Source organism: Clavibacter capsici (genome assembly GCF_001280205.1).
Lineage (GTDB): Bacteria > Actinomycetota > Actinomycetes > Actinomycetales > Microbacteriaceae > Clavibacter > Clavibacter capsici.
Map to the genome: position 1 here is coordinate 148,221 of NZ_CP012573.1, position 19,278 is coordinate 167,498.

A 19,278-nucleotide genomic window follows, 5' to 3' on the forward strand; every position below is an offset into this window, starting at 1 on the left:
GTCCTCCGGGCGTTCGGCGGTGGATGGGCGGTCGGCGTCCCGCGAGCCCGGTGGGCTGCGTCGCCTCGCTCATCATGCCCGCGTGCCGGTCCGATCGCACGCCGCCGGTCAGCGGAAGAGCGGCTCCCCGTCGGCGAGCTCGGCGTCGAGGAAGGTCCAGATCCACGCGAGCGCGCGCGTGCGGTCGAGGCCCGGCACCTTCTGGGAGAGCTGGGTCGCGATCCCGTCGCTGTACGCGGCGAGCTTCAGCGCGACCTCGGACGCGTCCACCGCGCGGAAGACGCCGCCCTCGACACCGCGGCGGATCGTGCGGACGAGGCACGCCTCCCACACGCGGATCCGCTCGAGGCGGTCGGCGCTGATCGCGGGCTTGCGGCCGACGGCGGTCCAGTAGTCCGACCAGAGCCGCCAGTGCGCCTCGGCCTCGTCGGTGCCCGTGAAGAGCGGCTCCACCAGCAGGCGGATGCCGTGCACAGGGTCCGGGTCGGCGTCCACCTCCTCCACGATCGACGCGTAGAAGCGGTCGGTCTCGAGCACGACGACCTCGTCGAGGATCTCGGCCACGCTCGCGAAGTGGTACGTCACCGTGCCGACCGACACGTCGCCCTCGGCCGCGATGTCGCGGAGGCCGGTGGCGGTGAGGCCCTTGCGGAGGATCACCGCGCGCGCGGCCTCGACGATCATCGCGCGCCGCACCTCGGGCTTCTCGCGCTTGCCGCCGCGGCGGCCGGCGGGCACGGTCGTGCCGGCCGTCGTGCCCGCGCTCACGCGGAGGTCCGCGGCACGAGGTCGTCGAAGACGCGGTCGGCGACGAGCACCTCGGGGGCGTCCGGGCCGCCGTCGCGCGCCCACGCCCTCAGCGTGTTGACGACGCGGTAGGCGTCCGCGTCGGCCGTCACGCGCGAGGTCGTCTCGAGGCGCGCGCGCCAGCCGGGCTGCTCGAGCCCGATGGCCCAGCGCGACTCCGCGACGGCCGACGTGGGGTCGCCCTCGGTGATCCGGTACGTCTCGCGGCTCGACTCGGTGAAGACGAGCCCGTCGGGGTAGATCCGGGATCCGCCGTAGCCGGGGTCGACGTCGAGCGTCCACTCGCCGGTGGCCACGTCGTGGGTGACGCTGCGCTCGGGCAGGCCGGAGTCGTCGGGGATGCGCTCGATCGCGAGCGGCGTCGACCGCACGGCCTCCTCGAAGCGCACGCCGTCGTCCTCGTCGCGCGTCCAGACGGGCAGGGTCACGAGGCTGCGGGAGGGCGTGACCCGGAGGGTCGCCTCGCGGGCGTGTGGCCAGATCCACGGCCAGTACGCCGACGACACCGCGATCCGCAGCCGGTGCCCGGCCGGGAAGGAGTGGCCCGTGGCGACGAGCGCCACGCGCACGGTCTCCTCCTCGCCGGGGACCATCGGGTCGATCCGGGCGCGGTGCAGCCGCTTGTTGAGGTTCAGGGCGCCGCGCGTCACGAGGGTGGACGCGCCGTCGGGCCCCACGTCGCAGAGCCGCACCACGAGGTTCGCGTCGGGCAGGTCGCTCGTGACGGCGAGGTCGACGAGCACGTTGCCGAGCACGTCCAGCCGCTCCTCGAGCAGCAGGTCGAAGCAGACCGAGAGGCCGTCCTCGGCACGCTGGTCCGGCGGCAGGTCGGTGGCGTTGCCGAAGGGGAAGAAGCGGCCGGCGTCGAGCCCGGTGCGCTGCGGCGAGCGGACCACGACGGCGTCGCCCGCGGCGTCCGGCCCGTGGAACACGGTCAGCGGCAGCGCGGGTCGGGCGGCGACGGACGCGGGCGGCGGCCACGACGCGGCGGCGACCCAGCGCCCGGTGCGCTCGGGGTAGCTCGTGGCGGGCGGCTCGGAGTCGCTGATGAAGGCGCGGAGCGCGGGATCGGCCTCCACGCCCGTGTCGACGCCCTTCAGCCAGCGGTCCCACCAGCGGAGGGTCTCCTGGAGGAAGCCGATCGACGGGCCGGGGGCCAGGCCGCGGTCCGGGTACTGGTGCGACCACGGGCCGACGATGCCCTTCGCGGGGCCGGGCAGGTTCTCGACCAGGCGCAGGACGGCGTCGCGGTACGGATCCGCCCAGCCGCCGACCGCGAGCACCGCCGCGTCGATGGCGGAGTAGTCCTCGCACACGCTGCCGTGCCGCCAGTAGTCGTCGCGCTCCTGGTGCGCGAGCCATGTCGGCGTCATGGGCCGGTCGGCCTCGAGGCGCTCGCGCCAGCGCTCCACCCAGCCCTCGCCCACGACCTCGGGACGCGGCGGGCGGGAGTTGAACGCGAACATGGTCGCGCCCCACGCGGCCATGTCGATGCCGAGCACGGCGCCGCCCATGTAGTGCACGTCGTCGTCGTACCGGTCGTCGGTGGAGCACACCGTGACCACGGCCTTCAGGGCCTCGGGCGCACGGGCCGCGAGCTGCAGGCCGTTGAAGCCGCCCCACGAGATCCCGAAGATCCCGACGGCGCCCGTGCACCACTCCTGCGCCGCGATCCACTCGATCACCGCGACCCCGTCGTCGAGCTCCTGCGCGGAGTACTCGTCGACGAACAGGCCGTCGGAGGATCCGGTGCCGCGGATGTCGACGCGGATCGACGAGTAGCCGTGCGCCGCGTACCAGGGGTGGCGCTCGCTGTCGCGCGGGGCGGTCCAGTCGTCGAGCCGGTAGGGGAGGTACTCGAGGAGCGCGGGGACGGGGGCGTCGGTCGCCGGGGCCCAGATGCGGGCGTGCAGGCGGATCCCGTCGGGCATCGGGATCCAGACGTCGCGCGTCGTCACGGCGGCGTCGCCCTCGGTCGTGCCTCGTGCGGCGTCGGTCATCGTGCGTCCTCCCAGTCCCGGATGCGGTGCCCGTCGCCGAGCTCCCTCCACCCTCCACCCGCGGCGTCGCGCCACGTGGCCGTCACGCCCTCCACGTCGGGCAGCTCGGTGGCGCCCGGCTCGAGGGTCGCCGCGAGCAGCTGCCGCGTGTAGGGGTGGTTCGGCCCGGCGAACACGCGCTCGGTCGGGCCGATCTCCACGATGCGCCCGCCGGTCATCACGGCCACGCGGTCGGCCACGCCGCGCACCACCGCGAGATCGTGGCTGATGAAGAGGCAGCTGAGGCCCTTGTCGCGCTGCAGGGCGGCGAGCAGCTCGAGGATCTCCGCCTGCACGCGCACGTCGAGCGCGGTCGTGATCTCGTCGGCGATCACGAGCTGCGGCTCGGCCGCCAACGCGCGGGCGATCCCGACGCGCTGCCGCTGGCCGCCGGAGAGCTGGCTCGGGAGCCGGCGGGCGAAGTCCGGCGAGAGGCCCACCTCGGTGAGGATCTCGCCCACGCGCTCCGGGGTCGCGCGTCCCGTGAAGAGCTTCAGCGGCCGGGCGATCGCGGCGCCCACGGTGCGGCGCGGGTTGAGCGAGGTGTCCGCGTTCTGGAACACGAGCTGCACCGCGCGCCGGAGCGCGGGCGAGCGGCCGGCGACCGCGGAGGTCAGGTCGCCCGAGACGCCGTCGCCCTGGAAGCGGAAGGTGCCCGACTCGGTGGGCACGAGGCCGGCCAGGGCGGTCGCGAGCGTCGTCTTGCCGCTGCCGGACTCGCCGACCACCGCGAGCGTCTCGCGCGGCGCGATGGTGAAGGACACGTCCGCGACCGCGGCGGGCAGGTGGCGCGCGTACCGGACGACGAGGCCGTCGGCGACGACCATCGGGGTCACCGCGTCGGCCGGGGCGTCCGGGGCGGTGCCGGAGCGCGATCCGCCGGGGATCGCCGCCAGCAGCTCGCGCGTGTACGGGTGCTTGGGCGCCGCGAACAGCTCCGCCGTCGGCCGCTGCTCCACGATGACGCCGTCGCGCATCACGGCGATCTCGTCGACCATCGTCGAGACGACGCCGAGGTCGTGGCTGACGAGGAGCACCGCCATGCCGAGCTCGCGGGCGAGGTCCCGGATCAGGGTGAGCACCGCCGCCTGCGTCACCACGTCGAGCGCCGTCGTCGGCTCGTCGAGCACGAGCACCCGGGGGCGGGCGGCGAAGGCCATGGCGATCGCGATGCGCTGCTGCTGCCCGCCGGAGAGCTGGTGCGGGTACCGCCGCACGATGGTGACGGGATCCGGGAGCCGCACGAGCCGGAGCAGCTCGAGCACCCGCTCGTCGTCGCTCGGCAGGCCGTGGCTCTCGAGGGCCTCGCGGAGCTGGCGGCCCACGCGCATCGAGGGCGTGAGCGCCTGGCCGGCGTTCTGCGCGACGACCGCGGCCGTGCCGCCGCGCAGCTCGCGCGTCGCGGCGGGGGAGAGGGCGAACACGTCGTCGCCGGCGACCTCGACCGATCCGCCCACGATGCGGGATCCGCGGCGGAGGTGCGCGAGGAGCGTCCGGGCCACCGTGGACTTCCCGCTGCCCGACTCGCCCACGAGCCCGAGCGCGCGCCCGGCGCGGATCTCGAAGCTGACGCCGCGCACGACGGGCACGTCGGCGTCGCCCGCCGCGTACGAGATGGCGAGGTCGGCCACGCGCACGACGGTGCCGAGCCGCATCTGGCCGGTGAGGGTGTCCACGAAGCCGCCGGCCATCACGCCATCCCCCTCTGCGCGCGGTCGACGCCGAGCGACTTGCTGAGCCCGTCCCCGCTGAGGTTCAGGCCGACCACGAGGGTCGCGAGCGCCACGATCGGGGCGAGCGTGCCGAGCGGCACGACCGTGAGGGCGGTGCGGTTCTCCTGCACCATCAGCCCCCAGTCGGGCGTCGGCGGGTTCGCGCCGAAGCCGAGGAACGAGAGCGTCGAGATGAGCAGCACGATCCACGAGGCCCGCATCGCGTACTCCACGAGCACGACGTCGAGCACGTTCGGCAGGATCTCGCGGAACACGATGCTCAGCGGCCGCTCCCCGCGGGCCCTGGCGGCCGTGACGTAGTCCTGCGTGATCACGGTCCGGGCCGCGCCGCGCACCACGCGCGTCACGGCGGGCGCGTACACGACGGTCACCGCGAGCACGATCACCCAGAGGCCGGATCCGAACACGGTCACCACCACGAGCAGCGCGAGGACCGACGGGATGCTCAGCAGCGCGTCGACGACGCGCATCACGACCTCGTCGAGCCAGCCCTCGGCGTACGCCGTGACGCAGCCGACGACCGTGCCGACCGCGACCGCGATGGTGGTCGCGAGGAAGGTGACGACGAGCGCGTACCGGCCGCCGTTGAGGGTGCGGGAGAGCACGTCGCGGCCGTACTGGTCGGTGCCGAGCCAGTGGGTCCACGTCGTGCCGGAGAGGACGTCGGCCGAGTCGGTCGCCACGGGGTCGTGCCCGGCGATCCACGGCGCGAGCACCGCGAGCACGACGTGGATCGCGATGAGGGCGAGCCCCACGGTCAGCGCCGTCGACCCGCGGAGCGAGGCCGTCAGCCCGCGCAGGCGGCCGGCGGGTCGTCCGGTCGGGCGGATGGGCAGGGGCGTCGCGGTCATGCGCGGGCCTTCCGTCGGGTGGCGGGTCGTGCGGTGCGGGCGGTCCGGGTGCGCGTGCGGCCCTGCCTGGTGCGGAGCCGCGGATCCAGCGCGAGGGCCACGAGGTCGGCCGCCAGGTTGCAGACCACGTACACGGCGGCGCTCAGGAGCGCGATGGCCTGGATCGTCGGCAGGTCGCGCGTGAAGACGGACTCGAGCATGAGCTTGCCCATGCCGGGGTAGTTGAAGACGTTCTCGACCACGACGACGCCGCCGAGGAGCCACGCCACGTTGAGCGCGACCACGTTGAGCGTCGGCAGCAGCGCGCTCGGCACCGCGTGCCGCCACACCACCTGGCGGGTGGTGAGGCCCTTGAGCTCGGCCGTGGTGACGAACTCGGAGGCCATCACGTCGATGGTCGCCGAGCGCATGGTGCGCACGATGTACGCGGCCATGGCCAGCGTCAGCACGATCACCGGCAGCGCCACCGAGGGCAGCAGCTCGGCGACCGTGGCGTCGCTGCCGCGGAGCACCACGGCCGGGAACACCGGGATCGTGATGGCGAAGAGCAGCACGAGCACCGTGGCGACCATGAACTCGGGGACGCTCATCACGACGAGGCTCACGATGCTGATCACCGAGTCGCTCGCGCGGCCCCGGCGCACGCCCGCGATCACGCCGAGCACGAGCGACAGCGTCACGCCGACGAGCATCGCCGGCACCGCGATGAGCATGCTGTTGCGGAAGGCGACGAGGAGGGTCGGCGCGACCGGATCCCCGCCCACGAGCGAGGTGCCGAAGTCGCCGTGCGCGGCGCCCAGCAGCCAGTCGCCGTAGCGGAGCCACACGTTCCGGTCGAGCCCGAGCGACTCGCGGAGCGCGGCGACGGCCTCGGGGGTGGCGTCCTGGCCGAGGAGCTGCTGCGCCACGTCGCCGGGCAGCAGCTGGATCGCGAGGAACACGAACAGCGACGCGAGCACGATGGTGAGGAGCGCGGTGCCGAGGCGGCGGAGGACGTGCCAGGTGACGTTCATCGGCGGAATCCGATCGCGAGGTGGTCGAACTCGAAGCCGTGCTCGCGGTAGTTCACGACGTCGCGGGAGATGCCGACGAGCCGGTCGCCGAACATGGGCGTCATGTCGGCGCTGTCCTCCACCACGATCCGCTGGGCGTCCTGGTAGAGCATCCGCCGCCGGTCGTCGTCCATGGTGGCGCGGGCGTCGTCGAGGAGCGCGTCGAAGGTCGGGTTCGACCACGCGCTCTCGTTGTAGGAGGAGCCGGTGCGGAAGATCTGGTTGAGCATCTGGTCGATGGGCCGGCCGGTGAACCAGTAGCTGACCATGAGCGGCTGCTTCATCCAGATCTCCGTGTAGTAGGAGTCGGACGAGCTGTTCTTCACCGTGAGGTCGATGCCCGCGGCCTTCACCTGGTCGCGGTACGCGACCGCCATGGGCGTGAACACCGACTCGTAGGAGGAGGTGTGGATCGTCGTCCGCAGCCCCGGCACGCCCGCCTTCCGGAGCAGCGCCTTCGCCTGGTCGGGGTCGTACGCGCGGTCGACGTCGACGAACGCGGCGAGCGACGGCGGCACGGGGTTGTCCCAGCCGGCGGTGCCCGTGCCCTGCAGCGCGGTCGCGACGATCTGCTCCGGGTCGTAGGCGAGCTTCATGGCCTGGCGCACGAGCGGGTCCTGGAACTCGGCGCTCGTGGCGAGCATCGGGATCGTGTACCACTGCGCGTCCACCACCCGGGCGACCGTGGCGCGGCTCGACGCGGAGACGACCCGCGCGGTCGCGAAGTCGAGGTTGGTCTGCGAGATGAGGTCGATCTGGCCGGCGAGCAGGGCGTTCACCCGGGCCGTCGTGTCCTGGACGGAGGAGAAGTCGATGCCGTCGAGCACCGGGCGCCCGGCGAAGTGGTCCTCGAAGGCCTCGACGCTGCCGGATCCCGCGGGCTGGAACGACGAGAGGCGGAACGGCCCCGTGCCGATGCCCGTGCGGCCGATCGTCGCGATGGCGTCGGCCGGCACGATGTAGCACTGGTACGCCGTGAGCAGCGACGGGAACTCGGCGTTGGGGGTCTTCAGCCGGAAGACGAGGGTGTGCGGATCCGGCGCCGACATGCTGCCCGCGTCGAGCATGTCGCCCAGCACGCCGCCCTGCGGGGAGGCCGTCGCGGGATCCAGGATGTGCTGGATGGAGGCGATGGCGTCAGCCGCCGTGAACCGCGTGCCGTCGTGGAACCGCACGTCGCGACGGAGCCGGAAGGTCCAGGTGGTGCCGTCGGCGCTCGCCGACCACTCCTCGGCGAGGTCCGGGATCGTCTCGCCCTTCTCGTCGAGCTTGACGAGCCGGTTGTAGAGGGCGCCGAGGTACTCGTACGCGGAGAGCGAGCTGGCGGCGTCGAGGGTCTCGGCGGCGGACGCGGCCGGGCGCGCGACGCGGAGGCGGCCGCCGGGCACGGGCGTGCCGGTCGCGGCGGCCTCCGGGATGGTGGTGCTGCGGGCGCCGGTGGCGCAGCCGGTGAGGGCGAGCAGGCCGAGGCCCGCGATCCCGGCGGTGCCGGCGAGGACGGCGCGGCGGCTGGGCGTGCCCGGGAGGTCGGGGCGGTCGGCGATGCGCAGGGTGCGCGCGCTCGCGCCGGCGAGCGTGGATCCGGTGGTGACGATCGATGGCATCGGGACGGGCCCTCCTCGTTATCGTTCAGGTGAACGATAGGGGAGATGCGGGCCCGTGGCGAATGCGGATCGGGCCCGGCTCGCTGCCGCCGGGCCCGATCCGCACGTGGACGGCCGCGGGATCAGCCGGCGGTGGGCGCCTGCACGTCGATGACCCAGGTCACGCCGAACCGGTCGGTGAGCATCCCGAAGCCGGCCGACCAGGCGGACGCGGCGAGCGGCTCGATCACGGTCGCGCCCTCGGCGAGCCCGCGCCACAGGCCCTCGATCTCGTCCAGCGTCCCGCCCCGCAGCGACTGGAAGAAGGTGCGGTCGGTGATCGTCGCGCCCTGCTCGCGGGTCGTCGTGCCGGCGATCGCGTTGCCGTCGGCGTCGTCGTGCCCGGGCACGTCGTAGGCCATGAGCCGGAACCCGTCGGCGGTCTCGAGCTGGCCGAAGACGACCTTGTCCGCGCCGGGAGCGCCGGCAGGCATGCCGAGGTCGGAGTACGCGGCGACGGTGACGCCGCCGCCGAAGACGCCGCGGTAGAACTCGAGCGCCTGGCGCGCGGTGCCGCGGAAGTTGAGGTGGGTGGTGGTCATGATGCTCACGGTGGCTCCTCGTGCTGGGTGGTGCGGCCCGGATCCGGGCCGCTGAGGAGCACTCTCCCTGCAGTGGCGGACAGCCGCGGTCCTCTACTCCGGGGAGACTGGATCCATGATCGGGAGCTCGTCGCGGATGCTGTCCCTCCTGTCGCTGCTGCAGACCCGGCGCGACTGGCCGGGGCGGATCCTCGCCGAGCGCCTCGAGGTCACCCCGCGCACCGTGCGCCGCGACGTCGAGCGGCTCCGCGAGCTGGGGTACGAGATCCGCTCGGTGAAGGGGCCCGACGGCGGCTACCGGCTGGCCGCCGGGGCGGAGCTGCCGCCGCTGCTGTTCGACGACGAGCAGGCCGTCGCGATCGCGGTCGCGCTCCAGGCGGCGCCCGCGGTGGGCGTCGACGTCGACGAGGCCGCGGCGCGCGCCCTCGCGACCGTGCGGCAGGTCATGCCGTCGCGACTCCGGCACCGGATCGACGGCATCCGCTTCACGGGCGCGGAGGCGGGGCCGGCGTCGGGCCGGGCGCCGAGCCCCGCGTGGATCCGGCGGTGCTGGAGGCGGTGAGCGCCGCGGTCCGCGACCGGCTGACGCTGCGCTTCGACCGCGTCGGCGAGGAGGAGGCGCCGCCTCGCCGCGTGGAGCCGCACGCGATCGTGGCCCGGCGCGCGCGGTGGTACCTCGTGGCATGGGATCTGGATCGCGACGACTGGCGCACCTACCGGCTCGACCGCATGCAGCCGCGCACGCCGACGGGCCCGCGGTTCGCGCCGCGGGAGCTGCCCGCCGCGGACGCGCGGACGTTCCTCGCGGCCCGGGCGAAGGGATCCGCGTCGGAGGACCGCTGGCCCTGCACGGGCGAGGTGCTCCTCGATCTGCCGGCCCGGGAGGTGGCGCCGTGGATCGGCGACGGCGAGATGGAGGAGGTGACGGCGACGTCGACGCGGATCACCATCGGCTCGTGGTCGTGGACCGGGGTCCTCGCTGCCGTGGCCCGCTTCGACGCCCCGTTCTCCGTCATCGGGCCGGAGGAACTGCGCGAGGCGGCCGCCGCGCTGGCCGCGCGCCTCGGCGCCGCGCAGCAGCCGCCGCGCACCTGACCGGAGCGTCGGGCCTCAGCTCACGTGCACGTCCGGCCGCCTGGACCGCACCGGCTCGGCGCGCCGCAGCACCTCGCGCGTGACGGGGGCGACCTCGCCCGTGCCCGTCACGAGGAAGCGGAGGAGGTTGCCGACGGGGGATCCCTCCGTCCACTCGAAGTAGACGCCGGGCTTCACGCCCGTGAGGTCGCGCACCGCGAGGAGCACCGCGGCGATCGTGTTGGGGACGTTGCCGCTCGTGACCTGGAGCACGCGGAACCCGCAGCGCACGATGCCGCGCACCACGAGGTCCTCCTCGAACTCCGACGAGTCGCCCGGGGTCACCTCGAGGAAGATCACGGGCGCGCGCGCCGGGATCCCGCTGTCGCGCCGCTCGTCGCTCGCCTTCCGGCGGTACTCCGCGACCTGCTCGGCCTCGGTCAGCGCCTCGTCGGGCTCGTCCGGCTCGTGGGCGATGATGCTCACCGCGCCGTAGTCCTCCGCGTCCTCGATCACGAAGGCCCGCGCCTGCTCGTCCATCGTGAGCGAGGTCGCGCGGAGCTGGAAGGAGCGCTGCACGCGGCTGACGATCGAGACCGCGAGGATCCCGAGGATGAACAGCGCCGCGATCCGCACGCCGTCCGGCCGCTCGATCACGTTCACCACGGTCGTGTACGCGAAGACCGTCGCGATCGCCGCGAAGCCGATGGTGCGCTTGCGCTGCCCCGCCTTCCTCGCCGACAGGGTCACCGCGACCGACGCCGAGGTGATGAGCACCAGCACGCCGGTCGCGTAGGCGCCCGCCTGCTGGTCGACGTCGGCCTGGAACACGAGCGTCACGATCACCGCGATGGCCGTGAACACCAGCACGAGCGGGCGCACGGCCGCGGCCCAGTGCGGCGCCATGCCGTAGCGCGGCAGGTAGCGCGGCACGATGTTGAGGAGTCCGGCCATCGCGGAGGCGCCCGCGAACCAGAGGATGCAGATCGTGCTGATGTCGTAGAGCGTGCCGAAGCCGTCGCCGAGGAACTGGTGCGCGAGGTACGCGAGCGCGCGGCCGCTGGCCTTGCCGCCCTCCTGGAACTCGGCCTGCGGGATCAGCAGGGTCGTCACGAAGCTCGACGTGATGAGGAACGCGCTCATGATGAGCGCCGCGGTCGCGAGCAGCCGCTTCGTGCCGTGGATCCGCGCGCGCGGCACCCCGTCGGCGTCGTCCTCGCCGCGCACCTGCGGCATGACCGCGACGCCGGTCTCGAAGCCGGAGAGGCCGAGCGCGAGCTTCGGGAAGACGATGAGCGCGATGCCCACCATCACGAGCGGGTTGCCGTGCTGCGCCGTGAGCGCGAGCCACCAGTCGTCGATGACCTGCAGGTTCCCGGCGACGTGGAAGAGGGAGACGACGACCACGATCGCGTTGAGGGTGAGGAACACGCCCACGAGGACGACCGCGATGGAGATCGCCTCCTTGAACCCGCGGAGGAACACGAACGCGAGCGCGGCCAGCAGCACGAGGGTCAGCAGCACCTCGTTGCCCTGGAACCAGTCCGGCGCGAACGGGTTCTCGACGGCGTGCGCGGTCGCGTCCGCCGCCGACAGCGTGATGGTGATGAGGAAGTCCGTCGCCGCGAACCCCAGCAGCACGAGCACGAAGAGCTTGCCGCCCCACCAGGGGAGGAGCCGCTCGAGCATCGCGATGGATCCCTCGCCGCGGGGGCTCTCGCGCGCCACCCGCCGGTAGACGGGCAGGGCGCCGAGCAGCGTCAGGAGGATGAGGACGAGCGTCGCGAGCGGCGACAGCAGACCCGCGGCGACCGCCGCGATGGCCGGCTGGTAGCCGAGCGTGGAGAAGTAGTCGACGCCCGTGAGGCACATGACCCGCCACCACGAGTGCGTCTTCTCGACCGTCTCGGCGTGCGGGCCGGGGTGGGCGCCGGACGCGCCGGGCAGGCCGTCGAGGAGCCAGGCGGTGATCCCGTCGCGGGCGCGCCGCTGCTCGGGCGCGCGCAGCAGCTTCGGGGCGCTCACGCGCGGGCCGCCGAGGCGGTGCGGCGGAGCGGGGACGTCATCTGACCGTGATCCGGGCAGTGCACGGGTGATCCTCCTGAGGCGGCGCCGGGACCCCGTCTCGCGGATGCGACGGTCGGGCCCGGCAACATGTCGGCCCATCGTGCCACTTCCGGACGGGAGGCGGGTGGGCGTGGAGGGTGCGGTCATGGGGGCGGGTGGTCCGCGGATGGCCCCGTGGCCACCGCGTCCGGTCGGCCGCTCGCTGTGGACGTGCGCCGCCGGGGGATCCGCGGGCTCCGTAGTCTCGTGCTCCACCCGAGAACGGAGCCCCATCACCATGTCATCCACCACGCCCTCGAACCGGTCCTCGCGTCGTCTCGGCCGAGCGGGATCCGCGGCCGCCGCCGCGATCGTGCTCTCCGCCGCGGTCGGCGTGGGCATCGTGTCGGCCTCCGCATCCGCCACGGCCCCCGTCAGCGTCAGCGCCATGGGACACAACCCGCACCAGCCGGCGGAGGGGTACGGCGCGTCGCCGAGCGCGCCCGGCTCCTCGCACACCGGGCATCATCGGGGCTGAGCACCCGGTCGAACCGGATCCAGCAGGTCGCGCCCTCGGGAGGGCCGACCTGGTCCTCCCGCCGCCCGTCCCGGCCGTCCGCTCGCGCGGTGCGGCCGGGGCGGGCGTCGTGCGTCATGCGGCGGGCGTGCGCGCCGCTCGGCCCGACCACGGTCCGCCGATGCGCCTAGCCTCGGAACCGGGCGCGCCGCACGGCCGCGCCCACCGCATCCACGAGGAAGAGGAACGCGCATGACGACCTGGCTGATCACGGGATGCTCCACGGGGCTCGGGCGCGCGTTCGCCGAGGAGGCGCTGGCGCGCGGGAACGACGTCGTCGTCACGGCGCGCGACGGCGCGGCCGTGCAGGACCTCGCCGACCGCTACCCCGACCACGCCCTCGCGCTCGACCTCGACGTGACGGATCCCGCGCAGGTCGCGATCGCGGTCGACGAGGCGACCGCCCGCTTCGGCGGCGTCGACGTGCTCGTCAACAACGCGGGCTACGGCTACCGCGCGGCCGTGGAGGAGGGCGACGACGTGGACGTCGCGCGCCTGTTCGACACCCACTTCCACGGCAGCGTCCGCATGATCAAGGCCGTGCTGCCCGGCATGCGCCAGCGCCGCAGCGGCACGATCGTGAACCTCTCGTCCATCGGGGCCGCGCGCACCGGTGCCGGATCCGGCTACTACGGCGCCGTGAAGGCCGCCGTCGAGCAGATGACCATGGCGCTGCGCACCGAGCTCGAGCCGCTCGGGATCGTCGCGACGGTCGTGGCGCCCGGATCCTTCCGCACCGACTTCTCCGGCCGCTCGCTCACGCAGTCGGCCACCGTGATCGACGACTACGCCGAGACCGCCGGCAAGCGCCGCAAGGAGAACGACACCACCGACGGCACGCAGCCGGGCGACCCGGCCCGCGGCGCGAAGCTGCTCGTGGACGCGGTCGAGCAGGGCGCTCCCTATTACCTGCTGCTCGGCGGCGACGCGGTCGAGATCGTCACGGGCGCGCTCGACGACCTGCGCGCCGACGTCGACGCGTGGGCCGAGCGCAGCCGGTCGACGGCCTACGACGCGAGCTGATCCGCGACGCGGCGCCGCTCACCCCGGTGCCGCGCCCGAGGGTTCCGGCGCGACGAAGACGCAGAACGGGTGGCCGGCGGGATCCCGCAGCACGTGGAGCGGCTCGTCCGGATCCGCCGACCGGTCCTGCAGCACCTCGGCGCCGAGCGTCAACGCACGCGACCGCTGGCGCTCGAGGTCGGCGACGGATCCGACGGTGAGGTCGAGGTGCAGCATCTGCGGCGGCGACCCATCGGGCCAGCGGGGCGCGGGCATGTCCGGCGCGAGCTGGAAGGCGAGGCGGCGGGTGCCGTCGTCGTCGACGAGGACCAGCCAGTCCGGATCCGGCCCCGCCTGGTCGGGCTCGTCGCCCGGCCGGTAGCGGAAGCCGAGGAGCTCGCGGTAGAACTCGGCGAGGCGGCGCGGATCCGGCGCGTCGAGGACCGTCTGCAGGAGGCGCGGGTGGTCGGGCGAGGAGGCCATGGTCCTGTCTACGCCGTCGGTGGTGGGGCGTCGTCCCCGGCGGCGCGGTCGCGCTCTCGCGTGGCCGGACGGATCCCCATGACGAAGAACGTGACGCCGAGGACGAGGAACGGCAGCCCGGCGACGCGGGTGTCGTCGAGCGTCAGCATCAGCGCGAGGCCGAGCATCCCGAAGACGACGCCGAGCGCGGTGTTGGTGCTCTTCGAGCCGTCGTCGCCCTCCGCGGGCGCATCCGCGGGGCCGCCGGGTGTCGTCGGATCGCTCATGCCCTCACGCTAGGGAGCCGCACCCCGCGCCCGCGTCCTCCTCGTGGGGGATGCCGGTGCCCGCGGACGGTCAGCGTCCCGGGCCCTGCCGGACCGGCCGCATGATCATCGACACCAGGAACACGGCGGCGCTCACGACCATCAGCAGGAGCGCGACCGGGCGCAGGTCGTCGCGGGTGAGCGCCAGCACGACGCCGATCGCGAAGAGGACGGCGAGCCCGGTGTCGCACAGCCGGCCGGCGCCCCCGCCGACCGACGGGCGGTCGTCGGGCGCCGTCGGCTGCTCCATGCCCCCACGCTAGGCGCGGGGCCGCGCTCGCCGCGTCCGCCGGAGGGGGGAACCGGTCAGATCCGCCCCTCCAGCTCGAGCAGCGTCGTCTTGGCCGCGAGGCCTCCGATGTAGCCGCCGAGCGTGCCGTCGGAGCGGAGGACGCGGTGGCACGGGATCACGACGGGCAGCGGGTTCGTCGAGCACGCCGTGCCGACCGCGCGCGTGGCGGCCGGGCTGCCGGCCGTCTCGGCGACCTCGCGGTAGGTGCGCGTGGATCCGTACGGGATCTCCGGCAGCAGCCGCTGCACCCGGTCGCGGAAGCCGGTGGACAGGCGGCGGTCGAGCGGCAGGTCGAAGGAGCGGCGGCGGCCGGCGAAGTACTCGTCGAGCTCGCGGGCGGCCGCATCGAGGCGCTTCGGGGCGCGCAGGATCCGCGGGCCGAGCCGCCGTGCGAGGTCGCCGAGCACGGTGTCGTGGTCCTCGCGGGAGTACGCGACGCGGATCAGTCCGCGGTCGGTGGCGACGAGCAGCAGCGGGCCGACGGGCGAGTCGATGGTCGTGAAGCCGACGTCGAGGGCCCCGTCGGCCTCGGCCCGGTCGGCGAGGCGCAGGCGGAGCGCGTCGAGGGCGGGCGCGGTCGGATCCGTCCGCTCGAGCGCGGCGGCGTCGAGGAAGGGGGCGGTGTCGTCGAGATCGGTCACGGTCGTCCTCCGATGGTGGTGGCGGGTGCGGGCTCGCGCTCGCCGCCCGGCGGATCCGCGCCCATCGACCGCCGGAGGCTCGCGACCCCGTCCGCCGCCGCGCGCCGCGCCGCCTCGGGGGTGCCGCCCACGATCGCCGCCACCTCCGCGTACGGCAGCCCGCCGAGGTACCGGTACGCGACCGCGAGCCGCTGCCGCTCGGGCAGGCCGGCGACGAGGCGCCAGAGGTCCGGGTCGCAGGAGTCGGGCACGCCGAGGTCGGACACCCGCTCGGGCACCTCGTCGACGGGGAGCGCGCGGCGGCCGCGGGCGCGGATCGCGTCGAGGGCCTTGCGGTGCGCGATGGTGACGAGCCAGGCGCGCACGTCGGCGCGCGGTCCGAGCCGCGGGTAGGCGACCAGCGCCGACAGGAACGTCTCCGACCACGCGTCCTCGGCGTCCGCGTGCCCGCCGAGCACCGCCCGGCACACGCGGAGCACCACGGCGCCGTGCTCGGTCACGACCCTGTCGAACGGCTGCATCATCTCCACACCGGGTAGACGCCGGGGCGGGGTGATCCGTGAGGTCGGCGTGCGGATCAGTCTCGCGGATCCCGCGGCCGGGTCGGAAGGGCGCCCGGTGACCGCGTCGCCCTGCGCCCGCCTCCGGACGCGCCGTGCGCTTCCTCCGCATCGCCGATCCGTCGCCCGTGCGGTCCGTGGGGACCACCCGTGACGGTCCCCGCGGATGACGACCCGGCGCTCCTCGACCCGGAGGATGGAGGCGCGGCCCACCCCCGGCCGCACCGCTCCGCGAGGAGCACCGCCGCCGGCCCGTCCCCCCGGGCCGGCGGCCCCACGACGACACGAGGATCCGCATGACCGGCACCGTCAGCCCCGCCGCCCGCGACGACGAGCAGGCCGTGCCCGGTGCCGCGCCCCGCGCGCTGCGCGTCCTCGTGGTCGACGAGGAGGCGCCCATCACGCAGCTGCTGTCGCTCGCGCTGCGGATGGAGGGCTGGGACGTGCGCGTCGTCGACACCGGCCGCGCCGCGATCGAGGCCGCCGTCGGGGACGCGCCCGACGCGATCCTCCTCGACATGATGCTGCCCGACGTCTCGGGCGTGGAGGTCGTCGCCGAGCTGCGTCGTGCGGGCGTCGCCACGCCCGTCCTGTTCCTCACCGGCCGCGACTCGCTCGAGGACCGGCTCGCGGCGTTCGGCGCGGGCGCCGACGACTACGTGACGAAGCCCTTCGGCCTCGAGGAGGTCGTCCAGACCCTGCGCGAGCTCTTCCGCCGTCGCGGGCTCGCGCCGGCCATGGTCACGGCGGGCGACCTCGTGCTCGACCCGGTCACGGGCGAGGCGTGGCTCGCGGGCGTGCCGCTGGAGCTGGATCCGACGGAGCTCGCCGTGGTGCGCGCGCTCGCGGAGGAGCCGACGCGCCGGCTGTCCCGGCGCGAGCTCGCGCACCGGCTGGCGGAGGCCGGCGCCGGCGTCGTCGCGCCGCGCGCGCTGCTCGACCTGCCGGTCGTGACGGGGCGTCGGATCGGCGGCGAGCAGGTGATCCTGGTCGGTGTCGCGGGCGACGACCTCGTGCTCGCGCCCCTCGCCTGACGCCGGAGCGGCCCGCTCTGAACACCCCAGTCCGGGGGTCGATGCGGCGAGTCACCCGCGCAACTCCGGGGATCACGAGTCACACGCGTCATACTGCGCCAAAAATCTCCCCAGGTGGGGAAAGGAAGTCCCTACAGTCGGCGGCAGGGAGCAGATCCTCCCCGCCGCGTTCTCGAGACCCCGGAGCGCGTCCCCTTCTACCGCACGGTCGCGGCACAGCACTGGCGCGCGCGGGCGGTCCTGCACCACCGGAGATGCCATGACCCGTCCCACCCCCGCCGCCGGTCGCGGCAGGTCGTTCCGCCGCGCGGCGGCCGGCGCCTGCCTCTCGGCGTCGCTCGTGATCCTGCCCCTCGCGATGGCGCCCGCCGCGCACGCCGAGACCGTCCCCGTCGACTCCGCGCCCGTCGCCGTCGAGACGCCCGTCGAGGCCCCGGCCGCCACGCCGGCGCCCGCCGTCGAGGCCCCGCCGAGGACGCGACCCCGACGCCCGCGCCCGCCGCGCCCGCCGAGGAGGCGACCCCCGCCGCCGATGCCCCGGTCGAGACCCCGGCCCCCGCCGTCCCGACCCCCGGCACGCCGAGCACGGGCCTCCCGACGCTCGAGCCGACAACGCCCGTCGTCGAGCTGCCCTTCACCTGGACCACGCCCGACCGCGGCGTCGCCCTCCCGATCAACGAGGCCGTGCCGTTCGCCGGCACCGGCACCGCGGGCAGCATCGTCACCGCCAGCTACTTCAACGCCGTGGGCGTCAAGTCGATCGCCGGCATCGGCATCGTCGGCGAGGACGGCACGTACGCGTTCCCCGCGAGCTTCACCGAGCTGCTCCAGGGCTCCACGACCGCGAGCGTCACCCTCACGCAGGTCGGCCTCGACCTCACGGTCACGGGCGAGATCCGCGGCCTGGTGCGCTTCGCCGAGGCGCCCGTCGGCCCGTTCGTCCGCGCCGAGGCCTCGTTCTCGACCATCTCGCCGATCTCCGTCACCGAGGCGACCAGCCTCCTCGGCGGCCTGAAGGTCGACGCGACCGGCTACCTCCGCTACGAGGCCGTCCAGGTCACGGTCACCGCGCCCGACGGCCGGGTGATCCAGCTCAGCGACGCCAACGGCGGCCTGGGCGTCGGCACCCGCTCGCTCAAGGACCTCGTGCGCGCCGACGTCGACGGCACCTTCGCGCAGCCGGTCATCCTGTTCGGCGACATCCAGCCGGGTACGTACAAGGTGTCCGTCACGGGCCTCGAGTCGGGCCTCACGCAGGGCGGCACGGTCGAGCTGACCGGCGAGGACGCGGGCGGACCGGTCATCCCGGGCCTCCCCGGCATCCCCACCCCGACGCCGACCGCGCCGTCGATCGACCCCGCGGGCACCGCTCCGAAGCCGATCACGAAGCCGGCCGCGCACCACGGCGACACCCTGCCCGTCACGGGCACGGACGGCGCCGCGGCCCTCGGCCTCGGCGGCCTCGGCGCGCTGATGGCCCTCGCCGGCGCGGGCGCGCTCGTCGCCCGCCGCCGACTGCGCTCCGCGGAGTAGCGGCACGGCACCACCCGCACCACGCACGACGACGGCCGGATCCCCGCGGGGGTCCGGCCGTCGTCGCGTCCGGCCGCCGACGCGGGATCAGGGGAGGACGATCACCTTCCCGGTGACGCGTCCCGCCTCGGCCTCCGCGTGCAGCGCGGGGAGCTCCGCCAGCGGGATCCTCCGGGTCACCTCCACCGCGAGCGCGCCCGCGTCGACGAGCGCCACCAGCTCCGCGAGGCGATCGCAGTCCGGCCGCACGAAGACCGTGGCGGCGCGCACGCCGCGCCCCTCGTCGCCGGGGGTGGCCATGAAGGCGGTGGTGCTGACGACCGCGCCGCCGTCGCGCACCGCGGCCACGTAGGCGGCGAACGTCTCCGGCTCGATCGGCGCGAGGTTGAGGAGCACATCCACCTGCCCGTCGAGCGCGCCCAGCAGGTCGGTCGTGGTGCGGTCGACGATCTCGTCCGCCCCGGCGGCGCGCACGGCGTCGAGGCTGCGCGGGCTCGCCGTCGCGATGACGTGCACGCCGGCCCGCGTCGCGAGCTGGATCGCGTACTTGCCCACCACGCCGCCGGCGCCGACGATCAGCACCCGCTGGCCGCGCTCGAGGCGGCCGTCGTCGAACAGCGCCTGCCACGCGGTGAGCGCGACGGACGGCAGGCCGGCGGCGTCCGCCAGGGGGATGCTCGTCGGCGCCGCCACCACGGACCCGGCCGGCGCGATGACCTGCTCGGCCGCACCGCCGTCGCTCTCCATCGGCAGGAACGCGATCACCTCGTCGCCGACCGCGACGCCCGTCACCTCGGCGCCGACCGCGTCCACGGTCCCGGACACGTCGTAGCCGGGGACGTGCGGCAGCTGGATGGGGATCGGCAGGAACCCGCCCCGCATGCCCCCGTCCGCCGCGTTGTACGCGGACGCGGCCACGCGGATCCGCACCTGCCCGGCACCCGGCTCGGGCACCTCGATGTCCGCTACCTCCATCACCTCTGGTCCGCCGACCTCCCGGAACCGCACTGCCTCCATGATCTTCCCCTTCGTCAAGTGCTTCGAATCCGAAGCAATGGCGTGAC

20 protein-coding genes are annotated in these 19,278 nt (G+C 74.6%); 6 read left to right on the top strand and 14 right to left on the bottom strand.

The window, feature by feature from the left end:
* Positions 1-108: 108 nt before the first annotated feature.
* From AES38_RS00730 to AES38_RS00760, 7 genes are all read right to left on the bottom strand, one after another.
* Positions 109-768 (bottom strand): TetR/AcrR family transcriptional regulator, encoded by a 660-nt coding sequence (locus AES38_RS00730; RefSeq protein WP_053773359.1) that lies wholly within the window; start codon positions 766-768, stop codon positions 109-111.
* A complete protein-coding gene (locus AES38_RS00735) occupies positions 765-2,807 on the bottom strand; it encodes a CocE/NonD family hydrolase (RefSeq protein ID WP_053773360.1) in 2,043 nt (680 codons plus the stop codon). Before AES38_RS00735 ends, AES38_RS00730 begins: the two co-directional genes overlap by 4 nt.
* Positions 2,804-4,537 carry a dipeptide ABC transporter ATP-binding protein gene (locus AES38_RS00740; RefSeq protein WP_157883490.1) on the bottom strand — a complete coding sequence of 578 codons (1,734 nt, stop codon included), beginning with the start codon at positions 4,535-4,537 and terminating at the stop codon, positions 2,804-2,806. Before AES38_RS00740 ends, AES38_RS00735 begins: the two co-directional genes overlap by 4 nt.
* Positions 4,537-5,430 (bottom strand): ABC transporter permease, encoded by an 894-nt coding sequence (locus tag AES38_RS00745; protein ID WP_053773362.1) that lies wholly within the window; start codon positions 5,428-5,430, stop codon positions 4,537-4,539. Before AES38_RS00745 ends, AES38_RS00740 begins: the two co-directional genes overlap by 1 nt.
* Positions 5,427-6,443: an ABC transporter permease gene (locus AES38_RS00750; protein ID WP_053773363.1), complete on the bottom strand. Its 1,017-nt coding sequence runs from the start codon at positions 6,441-6,443 to the stop codon at positions 5,427-5,429. Before AES38_RS00750 ends, AES38_RS00745 begins: the two co-directional genes overlap by 4 nt.
* The gene (locus AES38_RS00755; protein WP_174775873.1) at positions 6,440-8,086 is read right to left on the bottom strand and encodes an ABC transporter substrate-binding protein; all 1,647 of its coding nucleotides are present in this window, start codon (positions 8,084-8,086) and stop codon (positions 6,440-6,442) included. Before AES38_RS00755 ends, AES38_RS00750 begins: the two co-directional genes overlap by 4 nt.
* A gap of 122 nt (positions 8,087-8,208) precedes the next feature.
* Positions 8,209-8,676, bottom strand: coding sequence for a VOC family protein (locus AES38_RS00760; RefSeq protein WP_053773364.1), 468 nt, complete (start codon positions 8,674-8,676; stop codon positions 8,209-8,211).
* A gap of 106 nt (positions 8,677-8,782) precedes the next feature.
* On the opposite strand from AES38_RS00760, the gene AES38_RS16515 reads away from it, so the two are divergent.
* Both AES38_RS16515 and AES38_RS16520 read left to right on the top strand, forming a co-directional pair.
* Entirely contained in the window at positions 8,783-9,229 is a 447-nt protein-coding gene (locus AES38_RS16515; protein ID WP_371259386.1) for a helix-turn-helix transcriptional regulator, read from the top strand.
* Positions 9,202-9,762 (top strand): helix-turn-helix transcriptional regulator, encoded by a 561-nt coding sequence (locus AES38_RS16520; protein WP_371259387.1) that lies wholly within the window; start codon positions 9,202-9,204, stop codon positions 9,760-9,762. Before AES38_RS16515 ends, AES38_RS16520 begins: the two co-directional genes overlap by 28 nt.
* Positions 9,763-9,777: 15 nt before the next feature.
* Here the strand turns inward: AES38_RS16520 and AES38_RS00770 are convergent, their stop codons facing one another.
* The gene (locus AES38_RS00770) at positions 9,778-11,766 is read right to left on the bottom strand and encodes an APC family permease (RefSeq protein ID WP_053773365.1); all 1,989 of its coding nucleotides are present in this window, start codon (positions 11,764-11,766) and stop codon (positions 9,778-9,780) included.
* A gap of 319 nt (positions 11,767-12,085) precedes the next feature.
* Here AES38_RS00770 and AES38_RS00775 point away from each other — a divergent pair, with 319 nt between their 5' ends.
* Together AES38_RS00775 and AES38_RS00780 are read left to right on the top strand one after the other, a co-directional pair.
* On the top strand, positions 12,086-12,325 hold the full coding sequence (locus tag AES38_RS00775; RefSeq protein ID WP_053773366.1) for a hypothetical protein: 240 nt from the start codon (positions 12,086-12,088) through the stop codon (positions 12,323-12,325).
* A gap of 231 nt (positions 12,326-12,556) precedes the next feature.
* Positions 12,557-13,387 carry an oxidoreductase gene (locus AES38_RS00780; protein WP_053773367.1) on the top strand — a complete coding sequence of 277 codons (831 nt, stop codon included), beginning with the start codon at positions 12,557-12,559 and terminating at the stop codon, positions 13,385-13,387.
* 18 nt (positions 13,388-13,405) lie between these two features.
* Here AES38_RS00780 and AES38_RS00785 read toward each other — a convergent pair whose 3' ends face one another.
* The 5 genes from AES38_RS00785 to AES38_RS00805 all read right to left on the bottom strand — a co-directional run bounded on the left by AES38_RS00785 (position 13,406) and on the right by AES38_RS00805 (position 15,608).
* On the bottom strand, positions 13,406-13,849 hold the full coding sequence (locus tag AES38_RS00785) for a VOC family protein (protein ID WP_053773368.1): 444 nt from the start codon (positions 13,847-13,849) through the stop codon (positions 13,406-13,408).
* Positions 13,850-13,857: 8 nt separating this feature from the next.
* Complete coding sequence (locus tag AES38_RS00790) at positions 13,858-14,115, bottom strand: hypothetical protein (protein WP_053773369.1); 258 nt, start codon at positions 14,113-14,115, stop codon at positions 13,858-13,860.
* A 70-nt stretch (positions 14,116-14,185) separates the two neighbouring features.
* Positions 14,186-14,404: a hypothetical protein gene (locus tag AES38_RS00795; protein WP_053773370.1), complete on the bottom strand. Its 219-nt coding sequence runs from the start codon at positions 14,402-14,404 to the stop codon at positions 14,186-14,188.
* 56 nt (positions 14,405-14,460) lie between these two features.
* The gene (locus AES38_RS00800; protein WP_053773371.1) at positions 14,461-15,087 is read right to left on the bottom strand and encodes a methylated-DNA--[protein]-cysteine S-methyltransferase; all 627 of its coding nucleotides are present in this window, start codon (positions 15,085-15,087) and stop codon (positions 14,461-14,463) included.
* Positions 15,084-15,608 carry an RNA polymerase sigma factor gene (locus AES38_RS00805; protein WP_072174659.1) on the bottom strand — a complete coding sequence of 175 codons (525 nt, stop codon included), beginning with the start codon at positions 15,606-15,608 and terminating at the stop codon, positions 15,084-15,086. The genes AES38_RS00800 and AES38_RS00805 overlap by 4 nt, the downstream gene beginning before the upstream one ends.
* 335 nt (positions 15,609-15,943) lie before the next feature.
* Between AES38_RS00805 and AES38_RS00810 the strand changes: the two genes are divergently transcribed.
* Positions 15,944-16,681: a response regulator transcription factor gene (locus AES38_RS00810; RefSeq protein WP_053773372.1), complete on the top strand. Its 738-nt coding sequence runs from the start codon at positions 15,944-15,946 to the stop codon at positions 16,679-16,681.
* A gap of 684 nt (positions 16,682-17,365) precedes the next feature.
* Positions 17,366-18,214 carry an LPXTG cell wall anchor domain-containing protein gene (locus AES38_RS00815; protein WP_256998830.1) on the top strand — a complete coding sequence of 283 codons (849 nt, stop codon included), beginning with the start codon at positions 17,366-17,368 and terminating at the stop codon, positions 18,212-18,214.
* 87 nt (positions 18,215-18,301) lie between these two features.
* Here AES38_RS00815 and AES38_RS00820 read toward each other — a convergent pair whose 3' ends face one another.
* Positions 18,302-19,231: an NADP-dependent oxidoreductase gene (locus AES38_RS00820; protein WP_053775584.1), complete on the bottom strand. Its 930-nt coding sequence runs from the start codon at positions 19,229-19,231 to the stop codon at positions 18,302-18,304.
* Positions 19,232-19,278: the final 47 nt, after the last annotated feature.